Consider the following 19164-nt stretch of genomic DNA (forward strand, 5'->3'; position numbering starts at 1 on the left):
AACATCAATAAATTTATTGATGCTATATTGGAATTATTATATAGATAGAGGTGTTTCTTTTGGACGAAGCCATCCTTCGATCGATACTCAATAATCTGGATAACCATATAAAGTCAGTGCTGGCCACGATAGTGTACACAGAGGGACCGACTCCTCGCGAACTGGGAACTCATATGCTGATTATGGGAAGTGGCCAAACCATAGGTACAATTGGGGGAGGAGCTGTTGAAAAGTATATTTATCAAAGAGCATTGGCTATTATAGCAGAGGAGGGCCAAGTTCAAGCAGAAATACAAAACCTCCAAAATGATCAAGAGCCTGCCCAAGATGAGTTGCCTGGTTGCGGGGGAAATTTAAAGGTGTTGCTTGAGCCTATTCGTGATCGAAATATCTGGCAAGCGGCGTTAGATATACAGGGAAATGATCAGGATGCAGCTCTGGTAACCGCTTTATACGCTCCCTATTTTAAGGGGATTGTGAATTCTGAAGGTAGGCTGCTCGCAGGGGAAACGATCAATTTTGAATGTTTAGCTGAGAATTTGCATCAATTCGGGTTGACAAGGCAAACGCAGGTACACAAGATAAATGATGAACAGAGTTTTTTAATAGAACCTTTCTACCAAAGGGAACGTTTATTAATCTTAGGAGCCGGCCATGTGGCAAGAGAAGTAGCATATTATGCCAAACCGCTCGATTTTGAAATTACGGTTATTGATGACCGCGCGGAATACGCTAAGCCGGGATTATTTCCGGAAGTTTATAAGGTTATACGGGGTGAATATATATCGGGTATTCAAAATTACTACCCCGATAAAGATACCTATGTTGTTGTTGCGACCTGGAGTCATCAGACAGATGCAGCGTGTGTGAAAGAAATCCTAAACTATGAAACAAAATATGTGGGGATGCTGGGCAGTACTCGAAAAGTCAGGGCGATTGTTCAAAAACTTGAGGTGGAGGGCAATACTGCTCAAAATATTGTCCGTTTACGAGCACCCATTGGGTTAAATATTAGGGCCCAAACTCCGGCTGAAATCGCCCTTAGTATTATGGCAGAGATCATTTCTGTACGGAGAAGATAATCTTTATAGCTTCGGAAAATAAAAATGCGAGACCAGATTAGATACTGGATCTCGCATTCTATTTATACTTTATGTTATACAAAAATAAACTGAACAAGCAGCATATAAAGCAGCGTACCACCGCCTATACTTAGAAGCACATTGTTTTTCCAAAGGTGAACGAGGACAATAGCCGTAATGGCAATTGCTTCAGGGAGACCATGCGGAGCGGAGAGCAAAGATACGTTTTTTAAGCAGTAAACAATCAGTAAGCTGATACAAGCAAAAGGGAGAACCTCCCCGAGATAAAGGACAAATTTGGGGGTTTCCCGGTTTGCCGGGAAAAGGATGAAGGGCAGGGACCTGGTTAAAAAGGTTCCTACTGAGATTGTTAGGATTATGATGATTGACTGCTGGACGGTAAGTAACATTTCTCTGCCCCTTTCTCAAACGGTTTTCTATAGAAGGCCAGGGAGATAAGAATAAGACCCATTGCCGGAATAATGAAATTTTGAGCACCAAAAATTAACAAGCAAATAACGGAGGCGCCGATGCCAATGAGTGCCGGTGCATGACGCTTTTGCGATTTCCACTGGTTAAGAAAAATAACGACGAATAACGCAGTCATAACAAAGTCTATTCCCTTTGTATTGAAGGAGACAAGGGAGCCTAATATGCCGCCAAGGACACAGGCAGTAATCCAATAAAGGTGATTAAGAAAGGTGACGAAAAACATGAACCAGCCTTTGTTTACTCCATCAGGGGGTTCTGTTGCACAAAGTATGGAAAAGGTTTCATCAGTAAGCCCAAACATAAGATAAAACTTTTTCTTGCCTGCTGTATTGTATTTTTCTAAGAGGGACAGTCCGTAAAATAAATGTCTGGCATTGACCATCAGAGTCATGATAAAGGCATTTAACGGATTAAAAGCAACACACAAGAGCTCTATGGCAACATATTGCATCGAACCGGCAAAAATAATAATACTCATGAAAAGAGCCCATATGAAGGAATATCCCTTACTGTTCAAAAGGATGCCAAAGGCCATTCCGAGAAAGAGATATCCGGTCATTACAGGCAGGGTATAGGGAAATGCAGCCTTCAAGGCTTTTAATTTATCCTCCATCATTAATGTTCTCCTATCATTTTTTGATCATTTGACTAATGTTCGCCAAGGGGGATTGATAAGGTCCTTTTTTCAGTTTGCATGACGATACTTGTTTCTACTCGGTTTACTCCGGGTATTGCCATAAGATAATCAATAATAAAGTCTCGGTAGGTAGACATATCTTTGGCAGCTACTTTTAAAAGATAGTCTTGCCCTCCCGTAATTGTATAGCATTCAAGCACGTATGGAGTTTCGTTTATCTTTTGAACGAATGAATTGGCAATATCACGGTTAAGAGGAGATAAGCTTACCCTTGTAAAGGCGAGTGTTTCAATACCGAGCATTTTCTCATCGACATATGCTGTAAACTGCTGAATGACTCCTAATTCGCGTAAATTTTTGGTTCGGGTAAGGCACGCCGAAGGTGATAATCCAATGGATTTCGATAATTCTAGGTTTGAAATTGATGAATCTTCTTGGAGTGCATGAATAATCGCTTTGTCATAACGATCCAGAGTAAAGCCCATTTATATAATTCACCTTTCGTTTAAAATACAAAATAATATTTTTATATAGATTATTTATACTATACTTTATTTTGAAAGGCAAGGGAAAGTAGATGCCGGGATAACAAAAATATAGGACGCAAAACCTATGGCCGTGTAGTTTCGGGTCTTTTGCAATAGTCTATAATTATGGGTGCAACAAAAAGGGGCTGTTTTGCGACAGCCCCTATGCATAAGTTCAATTTACAAGCTTTACAAGCTAGAGTATATGTGCTCCTTGAGGGGTAATATGGAGAGGATAGGCTTCAGCTTTTAAGCCGTGCCGGGCAAATGTATGAACCATTCCTTCGGCAACTGCTTGAGTATGCTCCGGAGCAAGAAAGGCCAAAAGGGTAGGGCCTGATCCGCTGAGCGCTGCGCCGTAAGCCCCATTATTTAGTGCAGAGCTTAGGGCTTCCGGAAGACCCGGAACGAGTGCGGCGCGCTGATTTTGATGAAGTCGATCACGCATTCCTTCCTTGAGAAGTGTATAGTCTTTTCGGATAAAAGCTTCGATCATTAATCCGGCATGAGCAATATTAAAGACCGCGTCAGGACGCGAAACCTGTGAGGAAAGTACTTTCCGGCTTTTCGAAGTGTTGAGTAGGAACTCGGGAATCACTGCTAAAACTTTAACATCAGAGTTCTCACTCAAGACGCGCGGAAGAATTCCTGCATCGGTTTCGACAGCTAGGGTGACCCCGCCATATAATGCAGGAGTTACGTTATCCGGATGGCCTTCGAGTTCATTGGCCATTTGCAGGAGATCAAGCTGAGAAAAAGGGTTTCCGGCAAGAGTGTTCGCCACAACTAAACCCCCGACGATTGCAGCTGAACTGCTGCCTAACCCGCGGGCGGGAGGAATATTGTTCTCCATTGTCAATGTAATTCTGGGAGTAGGATAATTAACTCTTTCCCAAAGGTGAAGCATCGTTTGCCAGACGAGATTGCTTTCGTCTACGGGTATATTTTCCGTATATTTTCCGGCTAAACGAATTTCCCAGCTTGTACTTTTTTCGACAGTGATAGTGTTGAATAGATTAAGGGCGAGGCCCAGGCAGTCAAAGCCTGGGCCGAGATTAGCCGAAGTAGCGGGTATTTTAGCGCATAGCATATTGGTTACCTCCGAATTTAGTTGCCTTCAAAACGTATGACATTGTTGATGGTTAAAACTTTACTGTAGGCTTTTACTGATTCAAGCGCTTCCCGTAATTGACCTTCATAGATGGGGTGGGTTAAAAGAACAATTTCTGCTTCATTGTTGCCTTTTTGTTTTTGAATAATCGAGGCAAAGCTGACATTGGCTTCTGCGAAGAGAAGAGCCAGTGTTGCGAGAACGCGGGGCTCATCCTTGACCCGCATCCGAATATAAAAGGCGGTATGAAAATCAGCCGATTTTTTCAAAAGAAGATTATTATAACAGGTACAGTTAATGGCCGCGGTGGATTCCGATTCGATATTACGTGTTACTTGAATAATATCTGAAACGACTGCACTTCCTGTGGGTAAAGAACCCGCTCCGCGCCCTAAAAACATGGTCTCTCCAATAGCATCGCCAATGACATAGATGGCATTGAAAACCCCGCTGACAGATGCTAAGGGATGTGATTCAGGAATAATTGAAGGATGAACTCGAATTTCTAAGCCATCGGGTAAATTCTTGGCAATAGCCAACAATTTAATACAAGAATTGAGTTCTTTAGCATAAGCAATATCGTCCGCTGTAATTCGAGCTATTCCATCAACGTAAACATCATTAACGGTAACCCGAGAATTAAAGGCGATTGAAGAGAGAATAGCCAATTTCCGTGCGGCATCTAGGCCATCAACGTCTGAAGAGGGATCGGCTTCAGCGTAGCCTAATGTTTGTGCCTCTTTTAATACTTCGTCATAATCCCTGCCTTGCTCAGCCATCGCAGTGAGAATATAGTTGGTTGTACCATTTATGACGCCAACAACTGTTGAAATCTGATTTGCCGCCAAGGATTGTTTAAGGGCAGCGATGATCGGAATCCCACCGGCTACACTCGCCTCAAAATAGAGGTCTTTGCCTGCTTCTTTGGCAACATCCAGAAGTTCATGACCATGAAGAGCAAGCAAATCCTTGTTTGCGGTTACGACGTTCTTACCGTTGTGGAAGGCTTCTAGAATATAGGTCCTCGCAGGTTCAATCCCACCCATGACTTCAACAACGATATCGATATCCGGGTCGGTTAAAATATCGCTGGGATTATCCGTGAGGGTAAAATTTCCACTGATAGAACGAGGAGTTTGCAAATTGCGAACCAGTACTTTCTTAATGTTAATATGACTATTCGTCCGCTTCGTAATATCCTCGGCATTCTGGGTAAGAATTTGGACTACTCCGCTGCCTACCGTACCCAGTCCTAATATCCCAATTTGTATTTCTCGCAAAAAAACTCCCCCAATCCTCCTTGCATAAACAAGTGTATTTGTCTAGTGGACATTATAGTATGAAAGAAGGGGTTTTACAAGAGTGAGGAACAAAATTTAACGTTTAACAAAATTAATGGGTTGACACTCTAAGCTGTAACATATACACTATCCATAATAAATCAATGTATTATAACACGATGAAAACAACGATAATAGAGTATATATTATGTAGGAAGTGTACCTAGGGTTCCGGGGACATCCTGTCAGGACCGAGCGGTACAGAAATCCAGTCAATTGGGTTTACACCGTGGGCAGAAAAAGCCCGAGCGGAAAGTTCCTCTGTCTGGGGACTTGTGCTCGTGGCTTTTGTTATATCCAAAAGAATTTAAAATAAGAAAAGGAGGCGCTTAATTTTTAAAGTTTTTCCATATCAAGGAATCAACATTTGAGTTATAATTTAAGAAAATTCGAATTAGTCAATATAGCAATTACTTTTGAGAAAAGAGGAATTAGCAATGAATAGTAATACGGTAAAACAAGGTATCGATCGGGCTCCTCATCGATCGTTATTAAAGGCGTTAGGCTTAACCGATCGGGAAATTCAAAATCCATTTGTCGGTGTTGTCAGCTCCTTTACAGAGATGGTTCCCGGGCATATGCATTTAAGACAAATAGCTGATGCAGTAAAAGCAGGAATCCGCTCAAATGGAGGTACTCCTTTTGAATTCTCAACTGTTGCGGTTTGCGATGGCTTGGCAATGGGCCATGAAGGGATGCATTTTTCCTTGGCCAGTCGTGAATTGATTGCTGATACCATTGAAGTAATGGCAAAAGCGCATCAATTGGATGCTTTGGTATTAATCCCGAGTTGTGACAAGGTTGTCCCGGGGATGATGATGGCGGCCATGCGGCTGAATTTGCCGGCAATCGTCGTCAGCGGCGGACCGATGCTTCCTGGGCATTTCGAAGGAAAACCTGTAACCCTAAGCACTCTTTTCGAGGCAGTGGGCCAGGTACATGCCGGTAAAAAGGATGAGGAATGGCTTCATGGTTTGGAAGCTAAAGCATGCCCGACCTGCGGATCTTGTGCGGGAATGTTTACGGCAAATTCGATGAATTGTTTGACTGAGGCCTTGGGACTTGCTCTACCCGGGAATGGTACAATTCCGGCGGTTTATTCCGAACGGTTGGTCCTTGCGAAAGAAACGGGTTATCAAGTCATGGAGCTGTTCCGGAAGAATATTCGTCCCCGGGATATCGTGACGATGACATCCCTTAAAAACGGAGTTGCTCTTGACATGGCCTTGGGCTGTTCAACAAATACCATCCTTCATCTGCCTGCGATTGCCAATGAAGGCGGTATTGAATGGGATCTTCGCAAAGTCAATGAAGTGAGCGCTTCAACCCCGCAAATCTGTAAATTAAGTCCTGCGGGGGACAGTGTCCTCGCTGATTTGAATGAAGCTGGCGGAGTAAGCGCTGTATTAAAACAACTTATAGATAATAGGTTTATTGACGGAAGCCCGATGACGGTTTCCGGTGTTACTCAAGCCGAACGCTTAAAGAATGCCAAGGTTCAAAACACAGAAATAATTCATCCCATGGATCACCCCTATAGTATTCAAGGCGGACTAAAAGTACTCTACGGTAATCTTGCTCCCGAAGGGGCAATAATCAAGCAAGGGGCCCTAGAAGATCAAGAGATGGTTTTTGAGGGAACTGCGCAAGTGTTTAATGGTGAAGTTCCGGCGGCTGAGGCTATTCGTAATCGTGAAATTAATGCCGGTGATGTGGTGGTCATTCGCTATGAAGGGCCTAAGGGAGGTCCGGGAATGCGTGAAATGCTTGGTCCCACATCAACACTTGCGGGAATGGGTTTAGATGCTTCTGTTGCTTTAATTACGGATGGACGCTTCTCAGGCGCAAGCCGCGGTTTATCTATCGGCCATGTTTCTCCCGAAGCGGCTCTTGGCGGTGAAATTGCACTTCTTAAGACAGGCGATAAAATACGGATTGATCTTAAAGAAGGACGCCTTGATTGGGTAGCTACAGATGAAGAAAGAAAAGCACGGCGTGTGGAATATGAAAAGAACCCATTACAATTAGAAAATTTAAACCCCGAGCTTAGAGCAGGGTACCTTGGCCGATATTCGGAATATGTACAATCAGCATCACGGGGGGCGGCTTTTAGACCTATAAAAGAGTGATTCGGGAGGCGAAGCTTGTGAGTAAAAATAAAGCCAAAGAGGAAGGGCAAACTGTTTTAAAGTCTACCGGTGCGGAGCTCTTACTCAATTCCTTGGTTAAAGAAGGCGTTGAAGTAATCTTTGGGTATCCCGGAGGAACTGTTCTATCGATTTATGATGCTCTCCTTCATTCCCCAATCCGCCATATTTTACCTCGACATGAGCAAGCAGCTGTTCACGCTGCCGACGCCTATGCTCGCGTCAGCGGGAAGGTGGGAGTCTGTTTAGGAACCTCCGGTCCCGGCGCGACGAATTTGGTGACCGGTATTGCTACAGCCTATATGGACTCGATTCCTATGGTGGTTTTAACGGGACAGGTTCAGACAACTTTGCTCGGAACAGATTCTTTTCAGGAAGTGGATATATCGGGGATTACGCTTCCGATTACCAAACATTCCTATATTGTTAAAGATGCCCGTCAAATTCCGCGCATTGTCAAAGAAGCGTTTTATATTGCAAGGACAGGACGCCCGGGACCGGTGCTTATCGATCTTCCGAAAGATATTCAGGCAGCTGTTGTTGAACCGGAGACAGATGAGCTCAGTCTCACAAGCTATAAATTTTTTAGTAAAGGAAATGCGGGACAGATTGAAGAAGCCACTCGGGCTTTAGCCGAATGTGAGCGTCCGGTTTTATATGCCGGAGGCGGGGTGATTAGTTCCGGTGCCGGAGAAATTTTAAATAAGATCGTTGAAAAGGGAAACCTTCCGATTGTAACTACATTGATGGGAATGGGAAGTTTACCGACAACTCATCCTAATTTATTGGGTATGGTCGGAATGCATGGTACAGTATCCGCAAATTATGCGGTCAATGATTGTGATCTTCTCATTGCCGTAGGTGTGCGTTTCGATGATCGTGTTACAAGCGGATTAGGCCATAAGTTTGCGACGAAAGCCAAGATTATTCATATTGATATTGACCCCGCTGAAATTGGAAAAGTTGTCAAAACCCATATTCCGATTGTCGGCGATGCGCGGAGTGTTCTTGAGGATTTATCCAAGAAGCTGGTACCGCCCAAGATTGACGCCTGGTGGAAACAAATTCACGAATGGCAAAAGGAACAGAAATCAAGACAAGAATCCAGTGAGAATTTGCAAGAATTAACACCTCAAAATATTATTCGTGTTCTCGGAGAAAAAGCGGATCCCCAAGCGATAGTTACGACCGATGTGGGTCAGCATCAAATGTGGGCTGCTCAGTATTATCCTGTGTTACGACCCCGGCAATTTATTACGAGCGGCGGACTAGGAACGATGGGCTTTGGCTTGCCCGCGGCAATCGGCGCGCAAGTGGCTCAACCTGATGCCCAGGTTTTCCTGATTACCGGAGATGGCTCTTTCCAAATGTGCATTCAGGAACTGGCAACAACGGTCCAATGTCAACTCCCTATCAAAATTATCCTCCTCAATAACGGAGTCCTAGGAATGGTTCGTCAATTACAGAAGCTTTTCTATGAAGAGCGGTACAATCAGATTCAATTGAGAGATAATCCTGACTTTGTCAAAGTGGCAGAGGCCTATCATATCCGTGGAATCCGGGTTACACGTTTGGACGAGGTTGCGTCGGCGATTGATGAAGCCCTTGCTTATAATGGACCGGTGCTTTTGGATTTTACAATTTCTGAAGACGAGCTTGTTTTTCCAATGGTTCCTTCAGGAAATGAAATAACCGATATGATAGGGAGGTAGGGCTAATGTTGCATACTTTAGCGGTACTCGTTGAGAATAACCCAGGAGTATTAACCCGAGTATCTGGGCTCTTTGCCCGGCGAGCCTATAACATCAATAGCCTTTCCGTTTGTCAGACTGAAGATCCGAATATTTCCCGAATGACCATTGTGGTTGACGGAGATGACGCGATAATCGAACAAGTTACAAAACAATTGATTAAATTGGTTGTAGTGCATAAAGTTACTGATTTAACGGAGGAAGAGATCGTCGATCGTGAACTTGCCCTTATTCGGATTAAAGTTAGGTCGGATACGCGTCTCGAAATTCTTCAAATTGTCGATGTTTTCCGTGGTCGTGTTGTTGATATGGGCAGAAGTAATTTGACGGTAGAGCTTACAGGTGATGCTGAAAAGATTGACGCTTTTGTTCGTACAATTCGTCCTTTCGGATTGATGGAACTTGTCAGGACGGGTAAAATTGCAATAACCCGCCTCGATTCTTAATCATAGCTATCCTTATTAAATAATAATTTAAGATAGAAAAGGATAAGAAGCAAATAAAAAGGAGAGATCTTATACCATGGCAAAAATGTATTATGATTCCGATGCAAATCTTGAAGTACTTGCAAAGAAGACAATTGCGATTATGGGGTATGGCAGTCAAGGACATGCGCATGCCCGTAACCTTCATGACTCAGGACTAAATGTCATAGTAGGATTACGCCAAGGTTCTCGCCGTTGGAAAGAAGCGGAAGAAGCGGGGTTAAAAGTAATGACCGTTCCGGAGGCTGCTGAAAAAGCCGATGTGATTATGATGCTTCTTCCGGATGAAAAACAAGCCGAAGTCTATGAAAATCAAGTTAAACAACATATGACAACGGGTAAAGCCCTTGCTTTTGCCCATGGTTTTAATATTCATTTTGGACAAATCGTTCCGCCCAGTGATGTCGATGTCTTCATGATCGCCCCGAAAGGCCCCGGACATATGGTTCGCAGAACTTATGAAGAGGGTGCCGGAGTTCCCTGCCTGATTGCTGTTCATCAAGATGCTACAGGTAAAGCGCATGATATCGGGATGGCATACGCTAAGGGAATCGGGGGTACACGTGCCGGCGTTCTCCAAACAACCTTTAAAGAAGAAACCGAAACAGACCTCTTTGGTGAGCAAGCTGTTCTTTGCGGCGGGGTTACCGAACTGATGAAAGCCGGTTTTGAAACCTTGGTTGGAGCCGGATATCAACCGGAAAGTGCTTATTTTGAATGCTGTCACGAGATGAAACTGATTGTTGATATGATTAACGAAGGTGGATTCAGTTGGATGCGCTATTCCATTTCCGACACGGCTCAATATGGGGATCAAATGATCGGCAAAAGAATCATTACCCAAGAAACCCGCAAGGAAATGAAGAAAGTTCTTGAAGAAATTCAAGACGGTACCTTCGCAAAGAATTGGTTGATGGAAAACAAAGTGGGTCGCCCGCAATTCAATGCGATTGCCCGCCGTGAAGAAGATCAACAACTTGAAAAAGTCGGTGCTGAAATTCGTAAAATGATGCCTTGGTTAAAAAAACACTAATCTTTTTACCTAAAAGGATATAATCACTGCTTCATGAACTTCAGGTGGAGCCTATAACTCCGCCTGAAGTCAATTTCTATATTAAAGCTGTTTCATAAGCCAATAGGTGAGGAGGTTCATGCATGCGCCAGATTGATATTTTTGATACGACATTGAGAGATGGAGAACAATCCCCGGGTGTGGCCTTAAATCCGGCTGAAAAAGTCCAGATTGCCCGCCAACTTGCGAAGTTAGGGGTCAATATTATTGAAGCAGGATTTCCAATTTCCTCGCCTGGAGATTTTGAAGCGGTTAAACAAATCGCTGAGGAGGTTCGTCAAGTCTCCGTCTGTGCTTTGGCGAGGACACAGGCAAAGGATATCGAGCGCGCTTGGGAAGCGATTTCTAAAGCGGAAAGTCCAAGAATTCATACGTTTATCGCAACGTCTCCGATTCATATGCGGTATAAATTGAAGAAATCCCCCGAGGAAGTGCTGGAGCAAGCGGTAGCCGGAGTTAAATTGGCGAAATCTAAGGTTTCCGATATTGAATTCAGCGCGGAAGATGCTTCACGCAGTGATGTCGATTTTCTGGGACGCATATTCTCCTCAGCAATTAAAGCAGGGGCAACGGTACTCAATATTCCCGATACTGTCGGTTATGCTACTCCGGAAGAATTTGCAAAGTTCATATATGAGGTAATGGAACGGACCGAGGGAATTGAAAAGGTCAAGGTTAGCGTTCATTGTCACAATGACTTAGGTCTCGCCGTTGCCAATTCACTGGCAGCTGTTCAAGCAGGAATTCATCAGCTTGAAGGAGCGATTAATGGAATCGGTGAACGTGCGGGAAATGCGGCGATCGAAGAGCTGGCGATGGCCTTAAATACCCGTCGTGACCAATACCAAGTTCAAACGTCGATTAATAGCAAGGAAATTGCACGTACCAGTCAAATGGTGAGCCGGTTAACCGGAATGATGATTCAACCGAATAAAGCAATCGTTGGGAAAAATGCTTTTGCCCATGAATCGGGGATCCATCAAGATGGAGTTTTAAAGGAACGGTCAACCTATGAGATTATATCGCCGGATTCAATTGGCTTAGATATGGATACTATTGTTTTAGGCAAACATTCGGGCCGGCATGCGGTCAGGGATCGATTGACCGAATTAGGGCTCGAAGTGGATGAGAAACGCCTGGATGAAGTCTTTAAGGAATTTAAATTACTCGCCGAACGAAAAAAAGAAGTAACTTCTGCAGATTTATATTCTTTGGTTGATACGCACACACATGATGTACCTGAAATTACTTTAGACTATCTTCAAGTTTCGAGTGGAACCCAAATTGTACCCACATCAACCTTAGGCTTGAATTATCAGGATCAACGCTATGATGATGCTGCCTGTGGGGATGGTCCTGTTGATGCGGCCTATAAAGCCATTGATAAAATTTTGGGGATAGACCACAAACTTCTTCGTTACGCTCTCCAAGCGATCGACGGAGGCGAAGATGCTCAAGGGGAAGTGACGGTAAGTGTTCAATTTGATGAGCATACTGTAGGCGGCCGTGGTGTCAGCACTGACATTATCGAAGCCAGTGTCAAGGCATATCTCCAAGCTGTCAATCGTGCGTTTGAACGAGGCTGGATTTCATTTAAGATCGGAGGTATTTAATACAGTGGGAATGACAATTACAGAAAAAATCTTGGCTGATCATGCCGGCCTGAAGGAAGTTGTCCCGGGACAATTGATTACAGGCAAGCTTGATCTCGCTTTAGCGAATGATATTACGGGGCCGGTTGCAATTCAAGAATTTGCGAAATTTAATATGGATAAAGTATGGGATCCGTCAAAGATTGCGCTGGTGCCCGATCATTTTACACCGAATAAAGACATTGCCTCTGCAGAATTAAGCAAATCCCTGCGCCTTTTTGCGAGAGATCAAAAAATCGTGCATTACTGGGAGCAAGGACGAGTAGGGATTGAACACTGTCTGCTTCCTGAGCAAGGGGTTACTCTTCCCGGAGATGTAATCATTGGTGCGGATTCGCACACTTGTACGTACGGAGCGCTTGGGGCTTTTGCGACAGGTGTGGGAAGTACAGATCTTGCCGCAGGATTAGCCACGGGGGAAGCATGGTTTAGAGTCCCGGAATCGATGAAGTTTGTTTTTAAGGGCCAAAACTTTCAACCTTGGGTTGGCGGTAAGGATCTGATCCTTTATACGATTGGTAAAATCGGCGTTGACGGAGCCCGCTATAGGGCGATGGAATTTGCAGGTGAAGGTATTGAAGCCTTATCGATGGATAACCGTTTTACGATCTGCAATATGGCGATTGAAGCGGGTGCGAAGAATGGAATCATTGCACCGGATGATAAGACACTGGCCTATGTGAAGGAACGTGCGGAACGTCCTTTTAAGATTTATCAAAGTGATCCGAATGCTCAATATGCGGAGCTCTATGAATTTAATATCGAAGATATTCCGCTCCAAGTCGCTTTCCCTCATCTTCCGGAAAACGCAAAATCGGTTGAAGAAGCGCATGGAATTAGGATCGATCAAGTTGTTATCGGTTCTTGTACAAATGGACGTTTGGAAGACCTGAGAATTGCAGCGGAAATATTACGGGGTAAAAGTGTACATCGGGATATTCGTCTCATCGTCATCCCGGGGACACAGAACATCTATAAACAAGCCATGAAGGAAGGCTTAATCGATATCTTCATTGATGCCGGTGCTGTTGTGAGCACCCCAACATGCGGCCCATGCCTGGGTGGATATATGGGGATTCTCGCCAAAGGAGAACGAGCTTTATCTACCACGAACCGCAACTTTGTAGGACGTATGGGACATCCGGAGAGCGAAGTTTATCTTTCAGGTCCGGCAGTTGCGGCGGCATCTGCTGTTAAAGGCGAAATAGTGCATCCGCAGGAGGTGGCATAATGAGTAAAGCCTGGAGATTTGGGGATGATGTGGATACGGATGTCATCATTCCGGCGCGCTATTTGAATAAAACCTCACACAAGCACCTGGCGGCACATTGCATGGAAGATGTAGATGCGAGTTTTGCAGAGGCGGTTCAGGTGGGGGATGTGATTGTCGGCGGCAAAAACTTTGGTTGTGGTTCATCTCGCGAGCATGCCCCTTTAGCCATTAAATCTGCCGGCGTACAAGTTGTGATTGCCGAGTCATTCGCACGCATATTCTACCGGAATTCTTTGAATATCGGACTTCCAATTTTGGAATGTTCGGAGGCAGCTCGGGGTATTCAGGCGGGTGATGATGTTTCCGTTAATCTGGAAACCGGTGAAATCTTAAATGTTACCCAAGGAACCCGCTTTCAAGCAAGACCTTTTCCACCGTTTATGCAAGAATTGATTAAAGCCGGCGGGCTCATTCCATATATAAAGGGGAGAAAAAACAATGCCTAAAATTGCAGTATTACCCGGAGATGGCATCGGACAAGAAATCGTTCCCGAGGCGGTTAAAGTTTTAAAAGCCGTTTTAGCGAACTCCCCGGAAAAATTTGAGTTTATCGAGTATTGGGTTGGCGGTACCGCTATTGATAAATGTGGAAAAGCATTGCCAGAGGAAACCTTAAAAGGCTGCGAAGAAGCCGATGCTGTTCTTTTGGGAGCAGTGGGCGGACCGAAGTGGGATCACCTTCCCGCCGGAGAACGTCCGGAAACTGCGGCACTTCTAGGCTTAAGAAAGGGCCTCGAGTTTTATGCCAATATTCGGCCCGTTAAAATGCTATCAAGCTTAATTGATTCCTCAACGCTTAAAAAAGAAGTGGTTGAGAATGTCGATATGGTTGTTATTCGAGAACTGACGGGAGGCGTCTATTTCGGAGAGAAGAAGCGAATTGAAAATCCGCTCTCCGCTTATGATATGATGTCTTATTCAGCTCCGGAAATTGAACGGATCATTCGTTTAGCGTTTGAAATCGCTCAAGATCGCCGTAAAAAGGTATGCTCTGTTGATAAAGCGAATGTTCTTGAAACTTCGCGCCTTTGGAGAGAGATCGCGATTAAGGTCTCGAAAGACTACCCGGAAGTTGAGTTATCCCATTTGTATGTCGATAATGCAGCGATGCAGCTTGTTCGTTACCCCGAACAATTTGATGTTATTGTTACAGAAAATATGTTTGGAGATATCCTGACGGATTTAGCTTCAATGCTCGGGGGTTCGATCGGTATGCTGTCTTCAGCAAGTATGAACGGGAAGAAAGGCATGTATGAGCCGGCCCACGGTTCTGCCCCGGACATTGCGGGTAAAAATATTGCCAATCCCTTAGCTACGATTTTGTCGGCGGCTTTAATGCTCAGAAATACCTTTGGGCTTGACAAGGAAGCTCAGCAAATCGAAACGGCTGTTGTTAAAGTTCTTGATCAAGGATATCGGACAGCTGATCTTACTCAACCCGGGGATAAATGTTTAGGGACAAAGGAAATGGGTGACGCAGTTGTTGCCGCACTGGGCTAAGCCTAAATAATTGAGGGTTGAGTTAACCATAGTAGATATTTGATTTCTGCTATGGTAATATAAGGCTAAATAAATATACAAAAAAAATGCTGATGAACGACCCAAACGGTCTAAGAGATGCTCGAGAAGAGAGGGCAGCAATTGCTGAGAGCTGCTCAGTGCTAGGACCGAAACCCAGTCGGGAAGTGCTGATATTAAATCAGACGGTTCCAACCGTTATATGGAGCCCAATCAACCCATGTTGTAGGGGCTAAAGCCGGCGTAAGCAATTAAGGTGGTACCGCGGAAGGTTACTTTCGTCCTTGGAAAGAGGACAGAAAGTAACCTTTTTTCTATAGCTATGGCTAACTACAAATGAAAGGAAGTTTATTATGCAAGCAATAGGTTTTATTGGTTCTGGAAATATGGCGGAGGCCATTATCCGGGGTCTGCGGGCAGTTGGAATATCAAGTGAAATCCGGGTGACTAATCGTTCAAACAAAGAAAAACTTCGGGCTATGTCCGAGCAATATGAGATCAAACCCTCTAATTTTGAGGAAGTGGTTAAGGAATCAGAAATTATTCTTCTTGCCGTGAAGCCTAAAGATATAATGAGTGTACTAAATGATTTGCAAAAGAATATTAAAGCGAGTCAACTCCTAATTACTGTTGCTGCCGGAATCCCGATGAAAACCTATGAAACAATCTTGCCGGGAATTCCTGTGGTGCGGGCTATGCCGAATACTTCAAGCGCCGTCTTAAGTTCTATGACGGGATTAGTAAAGGGAGGGGCTGTTCAAGAAAGCCATCAGCAACAAACTGAAGCGATTTTTCAAGCTGTCGGCAAAACACTTTGGATTCAGGAAGAACAAATGAATGCTTTAACGGCGATTAGCGGAAGCGGGCCTGCTTATTTCTATCTCTTTACGGAAACCTTAATTCAGGCCGGTGTAAACATAGGACTTTCGGAAGAAAATGCAGAAATGCTCGCTAAGGAAACATTGTTCGGAGTCTCGCAAATGTTGAAGAAATCTGGGAAATCTCCGGCAAGGTTGCGTGAAGAGGTGACTTCCCCCAAGGGGACAACATTAGCCGCATTAAATGTTTTCTGGGAAAAGGATTTACAAGGTATTGTTACGGGCGCGGCGAAGGCTTGTCAAACACGTGCAGAGGAAATGGAAAGGGAGTATCAGGGGTGAACCGGAGAATCGTTATTAAGATTGGAAGCAGCAGTTTGAATCATCCTACAGGTGGTTTAGATGATCGTTCAATCGAAAAGATTGTTAAGGTTATCTCTGAAATATCTGCGCAAGGGGTTGAGTGCATCCTTGTCAGCTCCGGTGCAGTAGCGGCAGGGGTAGGTAAACTCGGTCTTGCCACAAAGCCAAAAGATGTAGCAGGCAGGCAGGCGGTTGCTTCGATTGGTCAGGGCGTTTTAATAGAAAGATACGCCCAGTATTTAGATGACCACAACCTTGTAGGGGCTCAAATCTTGCTTTCAAGAATTGATTTAGCTGATCCATCTCGGTACAAAAATGCTCAGAACACCTTAGAACAATTATTAAAATTCAAAGCCATCCCTATTATCAATGAAAATGACACGGTAGCCGTTGAAGAACTTTGTTTTGGGGATAATGATCGTCTTTCCGCACTTGTCGCAGGAATTATTCATGCCGATTTACTGGTTATCTTTACTGATGTAGACGGCCTCTATACGGCAAATCCGAAGATATACCCTGAGGCTAAACTGATTGAAAAGGTAGAAAATATTGCCCAAGTGAAAGGACTGGCCGGCGGAGCAGGGACGCAGCTAGGAACGGGCGGTATGATTACCAAGCTTAAAGCGGCAGAAATTGCCACACGTTTCGGAATTGGAACCTATCTTGTAAATTCGAATCGAATGAAAGATTTACCCGCATATTTTCAAGGAGAAAAACTTACGGGAACCTATTTTGTACCGGCAAAACATCGCCTCATGGGGAAGAAACGCTGGATTGCTTATGGCGGACTTTCCGAGGGGAGCATCATCATCGATGACGGGGCCGTTAAGGCATTAGCAAAAGAGGGCAAAAGCCTCCTTGCCACGGGGATCATAGGGGCCGAGGGAGAATGGGAAAGGAAAGAACTTGTCCGAATCGTTAACGTCAAAGGAACGGAAATTGCCCGCGGCTTGGTTGAATTAAGCAGTGAAGAGATAATACTTACCCAGGGCAAACATTCTGATGAAGTGCTGAGGCTTATTCCTGATCTTGAGGGAAATGAAATTGTACACCGGGATAACATGACATTGATGATCTAAGGGAGGGTTTTTTTATGAGCAACTTCGATTCAGAACTTTTAAAGATGGGACAAAACGCAAAAAAAGCGGCGCGTAAATTAGCTTATATGGGGACCGATGCCAAAAATGAAGCTCTTATGGCGATGGCCCAATCGTTAATTCTTTCTGAAGATGAAATTCTCCGGGCGAATAGCAGGGATATTACTGCTGCTGAAAAGAAAGGGATTAAGAAAAGTTTAATCAATCGTTTGCGCTTAACCTCTGAAGGCATTCATCAGATGAGTGAAGCTTTGGGCGATGTGGTTCACTTAGCCGATCCTGTCGGAGAAGGAGATTTCTGGACACGCCCCAATGGATTAAGAATGCAGAAAATGCGTGTTCCGCTTGGCGTTGTGGCCATGATTTATGAAGCAAGACCCAATGTAACCGTTGATGCCGCTGCTCTCTGTCTCAAATCCGGGAATGCCGTGATTTTAAGAGGGGGGGCTGAGGCGATTGAAAGCAATAAAGTGTTAGCCCGTGTTATTGCCGAAGCAGCGGAAAGCAAGGGTATGCCCGCCGGAACGATTCAACTTGTTGAGGAAACGTCACATGATTGGGTTCAACAAATCATAAAAATGAATAAATATATTGATGTTGTTATTCCTAGGGGTGGAGCCGGATTAATTCAAACCGTCGTTCAAAATGCAACAGTCCCTGTGATTGAGACCGGAACAGGGATTTGTCATGCTTTTGTTGAAAGGAATGCAGACTTTAACAAAGCAATTCCTATCGTGATCAATGCGAAAACCCAAAAGCCTGGAGTTTGTAATGCTCTGGAGACTCTTTTAGTCGATCAGAAAATTGCCGAATCCTTCCTTCCGTTGATGGGGGCGGAGCTGCAGAAACACAATGTGGAAATACGCGGTTGTGCTGAAACCTGTGGAATTTTACCCTATGCAGTTCCGGCAACTGAGGAGGACTGGGCGACAGAGTATCTTGACTTGATACTCAGTATAAAAGTTGTTAAAAATCTCGATGAGGCGATGGATCATATTTATGAGTATAGTACTAAACATTCTGAAACAATCATTACTGAAAACTATACTGTTGCTCAGAGATTCTTAAGAGAAGTCGATGCGGCTGCTGTTTATGTCAATGCATCAACCCGTTTTACAGACGGCGGGCGCTTTGGCTTTGGGGCAGAAATCGGGATAAGCACGCAGAAACTTCATGCGCGGGGTCCTATGGGCTTGAAGGAATTAACGACTGTAAAATATCTTATCTATGGTGACGGACAGATTGTAAAATAAGTTTTAATTAAATAGCTTAAAGGGCCATCGGTTCAAACTCCTTTTGACTTGCTTAACTTATACCTTATTCGGAGTTTCCTATGGCTCTTTCTTTGTATCATTAGGACTAAAATCGACACAATAAAATATATGTTGACATAAAGTCTTAGTCTGTGGTACTCTTATTGAGCGCTGAGGGACAGAAATCCTAAAGCCGGCTAATATGCTGACATGCGCACGGAGGATAAAATTAACAGTTGACTCGAGAGAGGAAAAATGTTAATCTGAAACTCCTCGCCGATGAGCTTTGAAAGAAACGGATTAACTTTTAAACGAAGTTCGGAAGCGAAAAAAGCACTTGACTCGCAAGAGTTAATCTGCTAAAATAAATAACTGTCGCGGGTAACTGCGGCAAACCAAAACCAGGTTTAGTCTTATGGTCTTTGAAAACTAAACAACAAGGAACAGCCAATGACTCGTCAATGAGTAAAAGACAATTTGAGCAATCAAATTTTCTTCATAAAATTTATGGAGAGTTTGATCCTGGCTCAGGACGAACGCTGGCGG

Annotated in this window: 17 protein-coding genes; 12 read left to right on the top strand and 5 right to left on the bottom strand. The window is 44.1% G+C overall.

Annotated elements, in window-relative coordinates; all coding sequences use genetic code 11:
* Window positions 1-50 precede the first annotated feature (50 nt).
* On the top strand, window positions 51-1082 hold the full coding sequence (locus VB077_RS04110; RefSeq protein WP_323413948.1) for an XdhC family protein: 1032 nt from the start codon (window positions 51-53) through the stop codon (window positions 1080-1082).
* A gap of 74 nt (window positions 1083-1156) precedes the next feature.
* On the opposite strand, the gene VB077_RS04115 is transcribed toward VB077_RS04110, so the two are convergent.
* The 5 genes from VB077_RS04115 to VB077_RS04135 all read right to left on the bottom strand — a co-directional run bounded on the left by VB077_RS04115 (window position 1157) and on the right by VB077_RS04135 (window position 5129).
* Entirely contained in the window at window positions 1157-1492 is a 336-nt protein-coding gene (locus VB077_RS04115; RefSeq protein ID WP_323413949.1) for a branched-chain amino acid transporter permease, read from the bottom strand.
* A complete protein-coding gene (locus VB077_RS04120) occupies window positions 1459-2187 on the bottom strand; it encodes an AzlC family ABC transporter permease (protein WP_323413964.1) in 729 nt (242 codons plus the stop codon). The genes VB077_RS04115 and VB077_RS04120 overlap by 34 nt, the downstream gene beginning before the upstream one ends.
* Window positions 2188-2222: 35 nt before the next feature.
* Window positions 2223-2696 (bottom strand): Lrp/AsnC family transcriptional regulator, encoded by a 474-nt coding sequence (locus VB077_RS04125; protein WP_323413950.1) that lies wholly within the window; start codon window positions 2694-2696, stop codon window positions 2223-2225.
* 238 nt (window positions 2697-2934) lie between these two features.
* The gene (gene thrB / locus VB077_RS04130; protein WP_323413951.1) at window positions 2935-3828 is read right to left on the bottom strand and encodes a homoserine kinase; all 894 of its coding nucleotides are present in this window, start codon (window positions 3826-3828) and stop codon (window positions 2935-2937) included.
* A gap of 17 nt (window positions 3829-3845) precedes the next feature.
* A complete protein-coding gene (locus tag VB077_RS04135; RefSeq protein ID WP_323413952.1) occupies window positions 3846-5129 on the bottom strand; it encodes a homoserine dehydrogenase in 1284 nt (427 codons plus the stop codon).
* Window positions 5130-5626: 497 nt separating this feature from the next.
* On the opposite strand from VB077_RS04135, the gene ilvD reads away from it, so the two are divergent.
* From ilvD to VB077_RS04190, 11 genes are all read left to right on the top strand, one after another.
* The gene (ilvD, locus tag VB077_RS04140) at window positions 5627-7318 is read left to right on the top strand and encodes a dihydroxy-acid dehydratase (protein ID WP_323413953.1); all 1692 of its coding nucleotides are present in this window, start codon (window positions 5627-5629) and stop codon (window positions 7316-7318) included.
* A gap of 17 nt (window positions 7319-7335) precedes the next feature.
* Window positions 7336-9048 carry a biosynthetic-type acetolactate synthase large subunit gene (gene ilvB / locus VB077_RS04145; protein WP_323413954.1) on the top strand — a complete coding sequence of 571 codons (1713 nt, stop codon included), beginning with the start codon at window positions 7336-7338 and terminating at the stop codon, window positions 9046-9048.
* A gap of 5 nt (window positions 9049-9053) precedes the next feature.
* The gene (ilvN, locus tag VB077_RS04150) at window positions 9054-9533 is read left to right on the top strand and encodes an acetolactate synthase small subunit (protein WP_323413955.1); all 480 of its coding nucleotides are present in this window, start codon (window positions 9054-9056) and stop codon (window positions 9531-9533) included.
* A 76-nt stretch (window positions 9534-9609) separates the two neighbouring features.
* Window positions 9610-10605, top strand: a complete 996-nt coding sequence (ilvC, locus tag VB077_RS04155; protein WP_323413956.1) for a ketol-acid reductoisomerase — start codon at window positions 9610-9612, stop codon at window positions 10603-10605.
* A 122-nt stretch (window positions 10606-10727) separates the two neighbouring features.
* Entirely contained in the window at window positions 10728-12257 is a 1530-nt protein-coding gene (locus tag VB077_RS04160; protein WP_323413957.1) for a 2-isopropylmalate synthase, read from the top strand.
* A gap of 4 nt (window positions 12258-12261) precedes the next feature.
* Window positions 12262-13527: a 3-isopropylmalate dehydratase large subunit gene (gene leuC / locus VB077_RS04165; protein WP_323413958.1), complete on the top strand. Its 1266-nt coding sequence runs from the start codon at window positions 12262-12264 to the stop codon at window positions 13525-13527.
* Window positions 13527-14015: a 3-isopropylmalate dehydratase small subunit gene (gene leuD / locus VB077_RS04170; RefSeq protein ID WP_323413959.1), complete on the top strand. Its 489-nt coding sequence runs from the start codon at window positions 13527-13529 to the stop codon at window positions 14013-14015. The genes leuC and leuD overlap by 1 nt, the downstream gene beginning before the upstream one ends.
* Window positions 14008-15069, top strand: a complete 1062-nt coding sequence (leuB, locus tag VB077_RS04175; RefSeq protein ID WP_323413960.1) for a 3-isopropylmalate dehydrogenase — start codon at window positions 14008-14010, stop codon at window positions 15067-15069. The genes leuD and leuB overlap by 8 nt, the downstream gene beginning before the upstream one ends.
* Before the next feature lie 371 nt (window positions 15070-15440).
* Window positions 15441-16247: a pyrroline-5-carboxylate reductase gene (gene proC / locus VB077_RS04180; protein WP_323413961.1), complete on the top strand. Its 807-nt coding sequence runs from the start codon at window positions 15441-15443 to the stop codon at window positions 16245-16247.
* Complete coding sequence (gene proB, locus VB077_RS04185) at window positions 16244-17347, top strand: glutamate 5-kinase (RefSeq protein ID WP_323413962.1); 1104 nt, start codon at window positions 16244-16246, stop codon at window positions 17345-17347. Before proC ends, proB begins: the two co-directional genes overlap by 4 nt.
* A gap of 14 nt (window positions 17348-17361) precedes the next feature.
* Complete coding sequence (locus VB077_RS04190; RefSeq protein ID WP_323413963.1) at window positions 17362-18618, top strand: glutamate-5-semialdehyde dehydrogenase; 1257 nt, start codon at window positions 17362-17364, stop codon at window positions 18616-18618.
* Window positions 18619-19164: the final 546 nt, after the last annotated feature.

The organism is Desulfitobacterium sp., assembly GCF_034927245.1.
In the GTDB taxonomy this organism is placed as follows: Bacteria; Bacillota; Desulfitobacteriia; order Desulfitobacteriales; family Desulfitobacteriaceae; genus Desulfitobacterium_A.

What these genes read in the sequence shown, in the direction of transcription:
- VB077_RS04115 (WP_323413949.1), bottom strand. Translation starts at nt 1,492, where the DNA reads ATGTTACTTACCGTCCAGCAGTCAATCATCATAATCCTAACAATCTCA.
- VB077_RS04120 (WP_323413964.1), bottom strand. Translation starts at nt 2,187, where the DNA reads ATGGAGGATAAATTAAAAGCCTTGAAGGCTGCATTTCCCTATACCCTG.
- VB077_RS04125 (WP_323413950.1), bottom strand. Translation starts at nt 2,696, where the DNA reads ATGGGCTTTACTCTGGATCGTTATGACAAAGCGATTATTCATGCACTC.
- thrB (WP_323413951.1), bottom strand. Translation starts at nt 3,828, where the DNA reads ATGCTATGCGCTAAAATACCCGCTACTTCGGCTAATCTCGGCCCAGGC.
- ilvD (WP_323413953.1), top strand. Translation starts at nt 5,627, where the DNA reads ATGAATAGTAATACGGTAAAACAAGGTATCGATCGGGCTCCTCATCGA.
- ilvN (WP_323413955.1), top strand. Translation starts at nt 9,054, where the DNA reads ATGTTGCATACTTTAGCGGTACTCGTTGAGAATAACCCAGGAGTATTA.
- ilvC (WP_323413956.1), top strand. Translation starts at nt 9,610, where the DNA reads ATGGCAAAAATGTATTATGATTCCGATGCAAATCTTGAAGTACTTGCA.
- VB077_RS04160 (WP_323413957.1), top strand. Translation starts at nt 10,728, where the DNA reads ATGCGCCAGATTGATATTTTTGATACGACATTGAGAGATGGAGAACAA.
- leuD (WP_323413959.1), top strand. Translation starts at nt 13,527, where the DNA reads ATGAGTAAAGCCTGGAGATTTGGGGATGATGTGGATACGGATGTCATC.
- leuB (WP_323413960.1), top strand. Translation starts at nt 14,008, where the DNA reads ATGCCTAAAATTGCAGTATTACCCGGAGATGGCATCGGACAAGAAATC.
- proC (WP_323413961.1), top strand. Translation starts at nt 15,441, where the DNA reads ATGCAAGCAATAGGTTTTATTGGTTCTGGAAATATGGCGGAGGCCATT.
- VB077_RS04190 (WP_323413963.1), top strand. Translation starts at nt 17,362, where the DNA reads ATGAGCAACTTCGATTCAGAACTTTTAAAGATGGGACAAAACGCAAAA.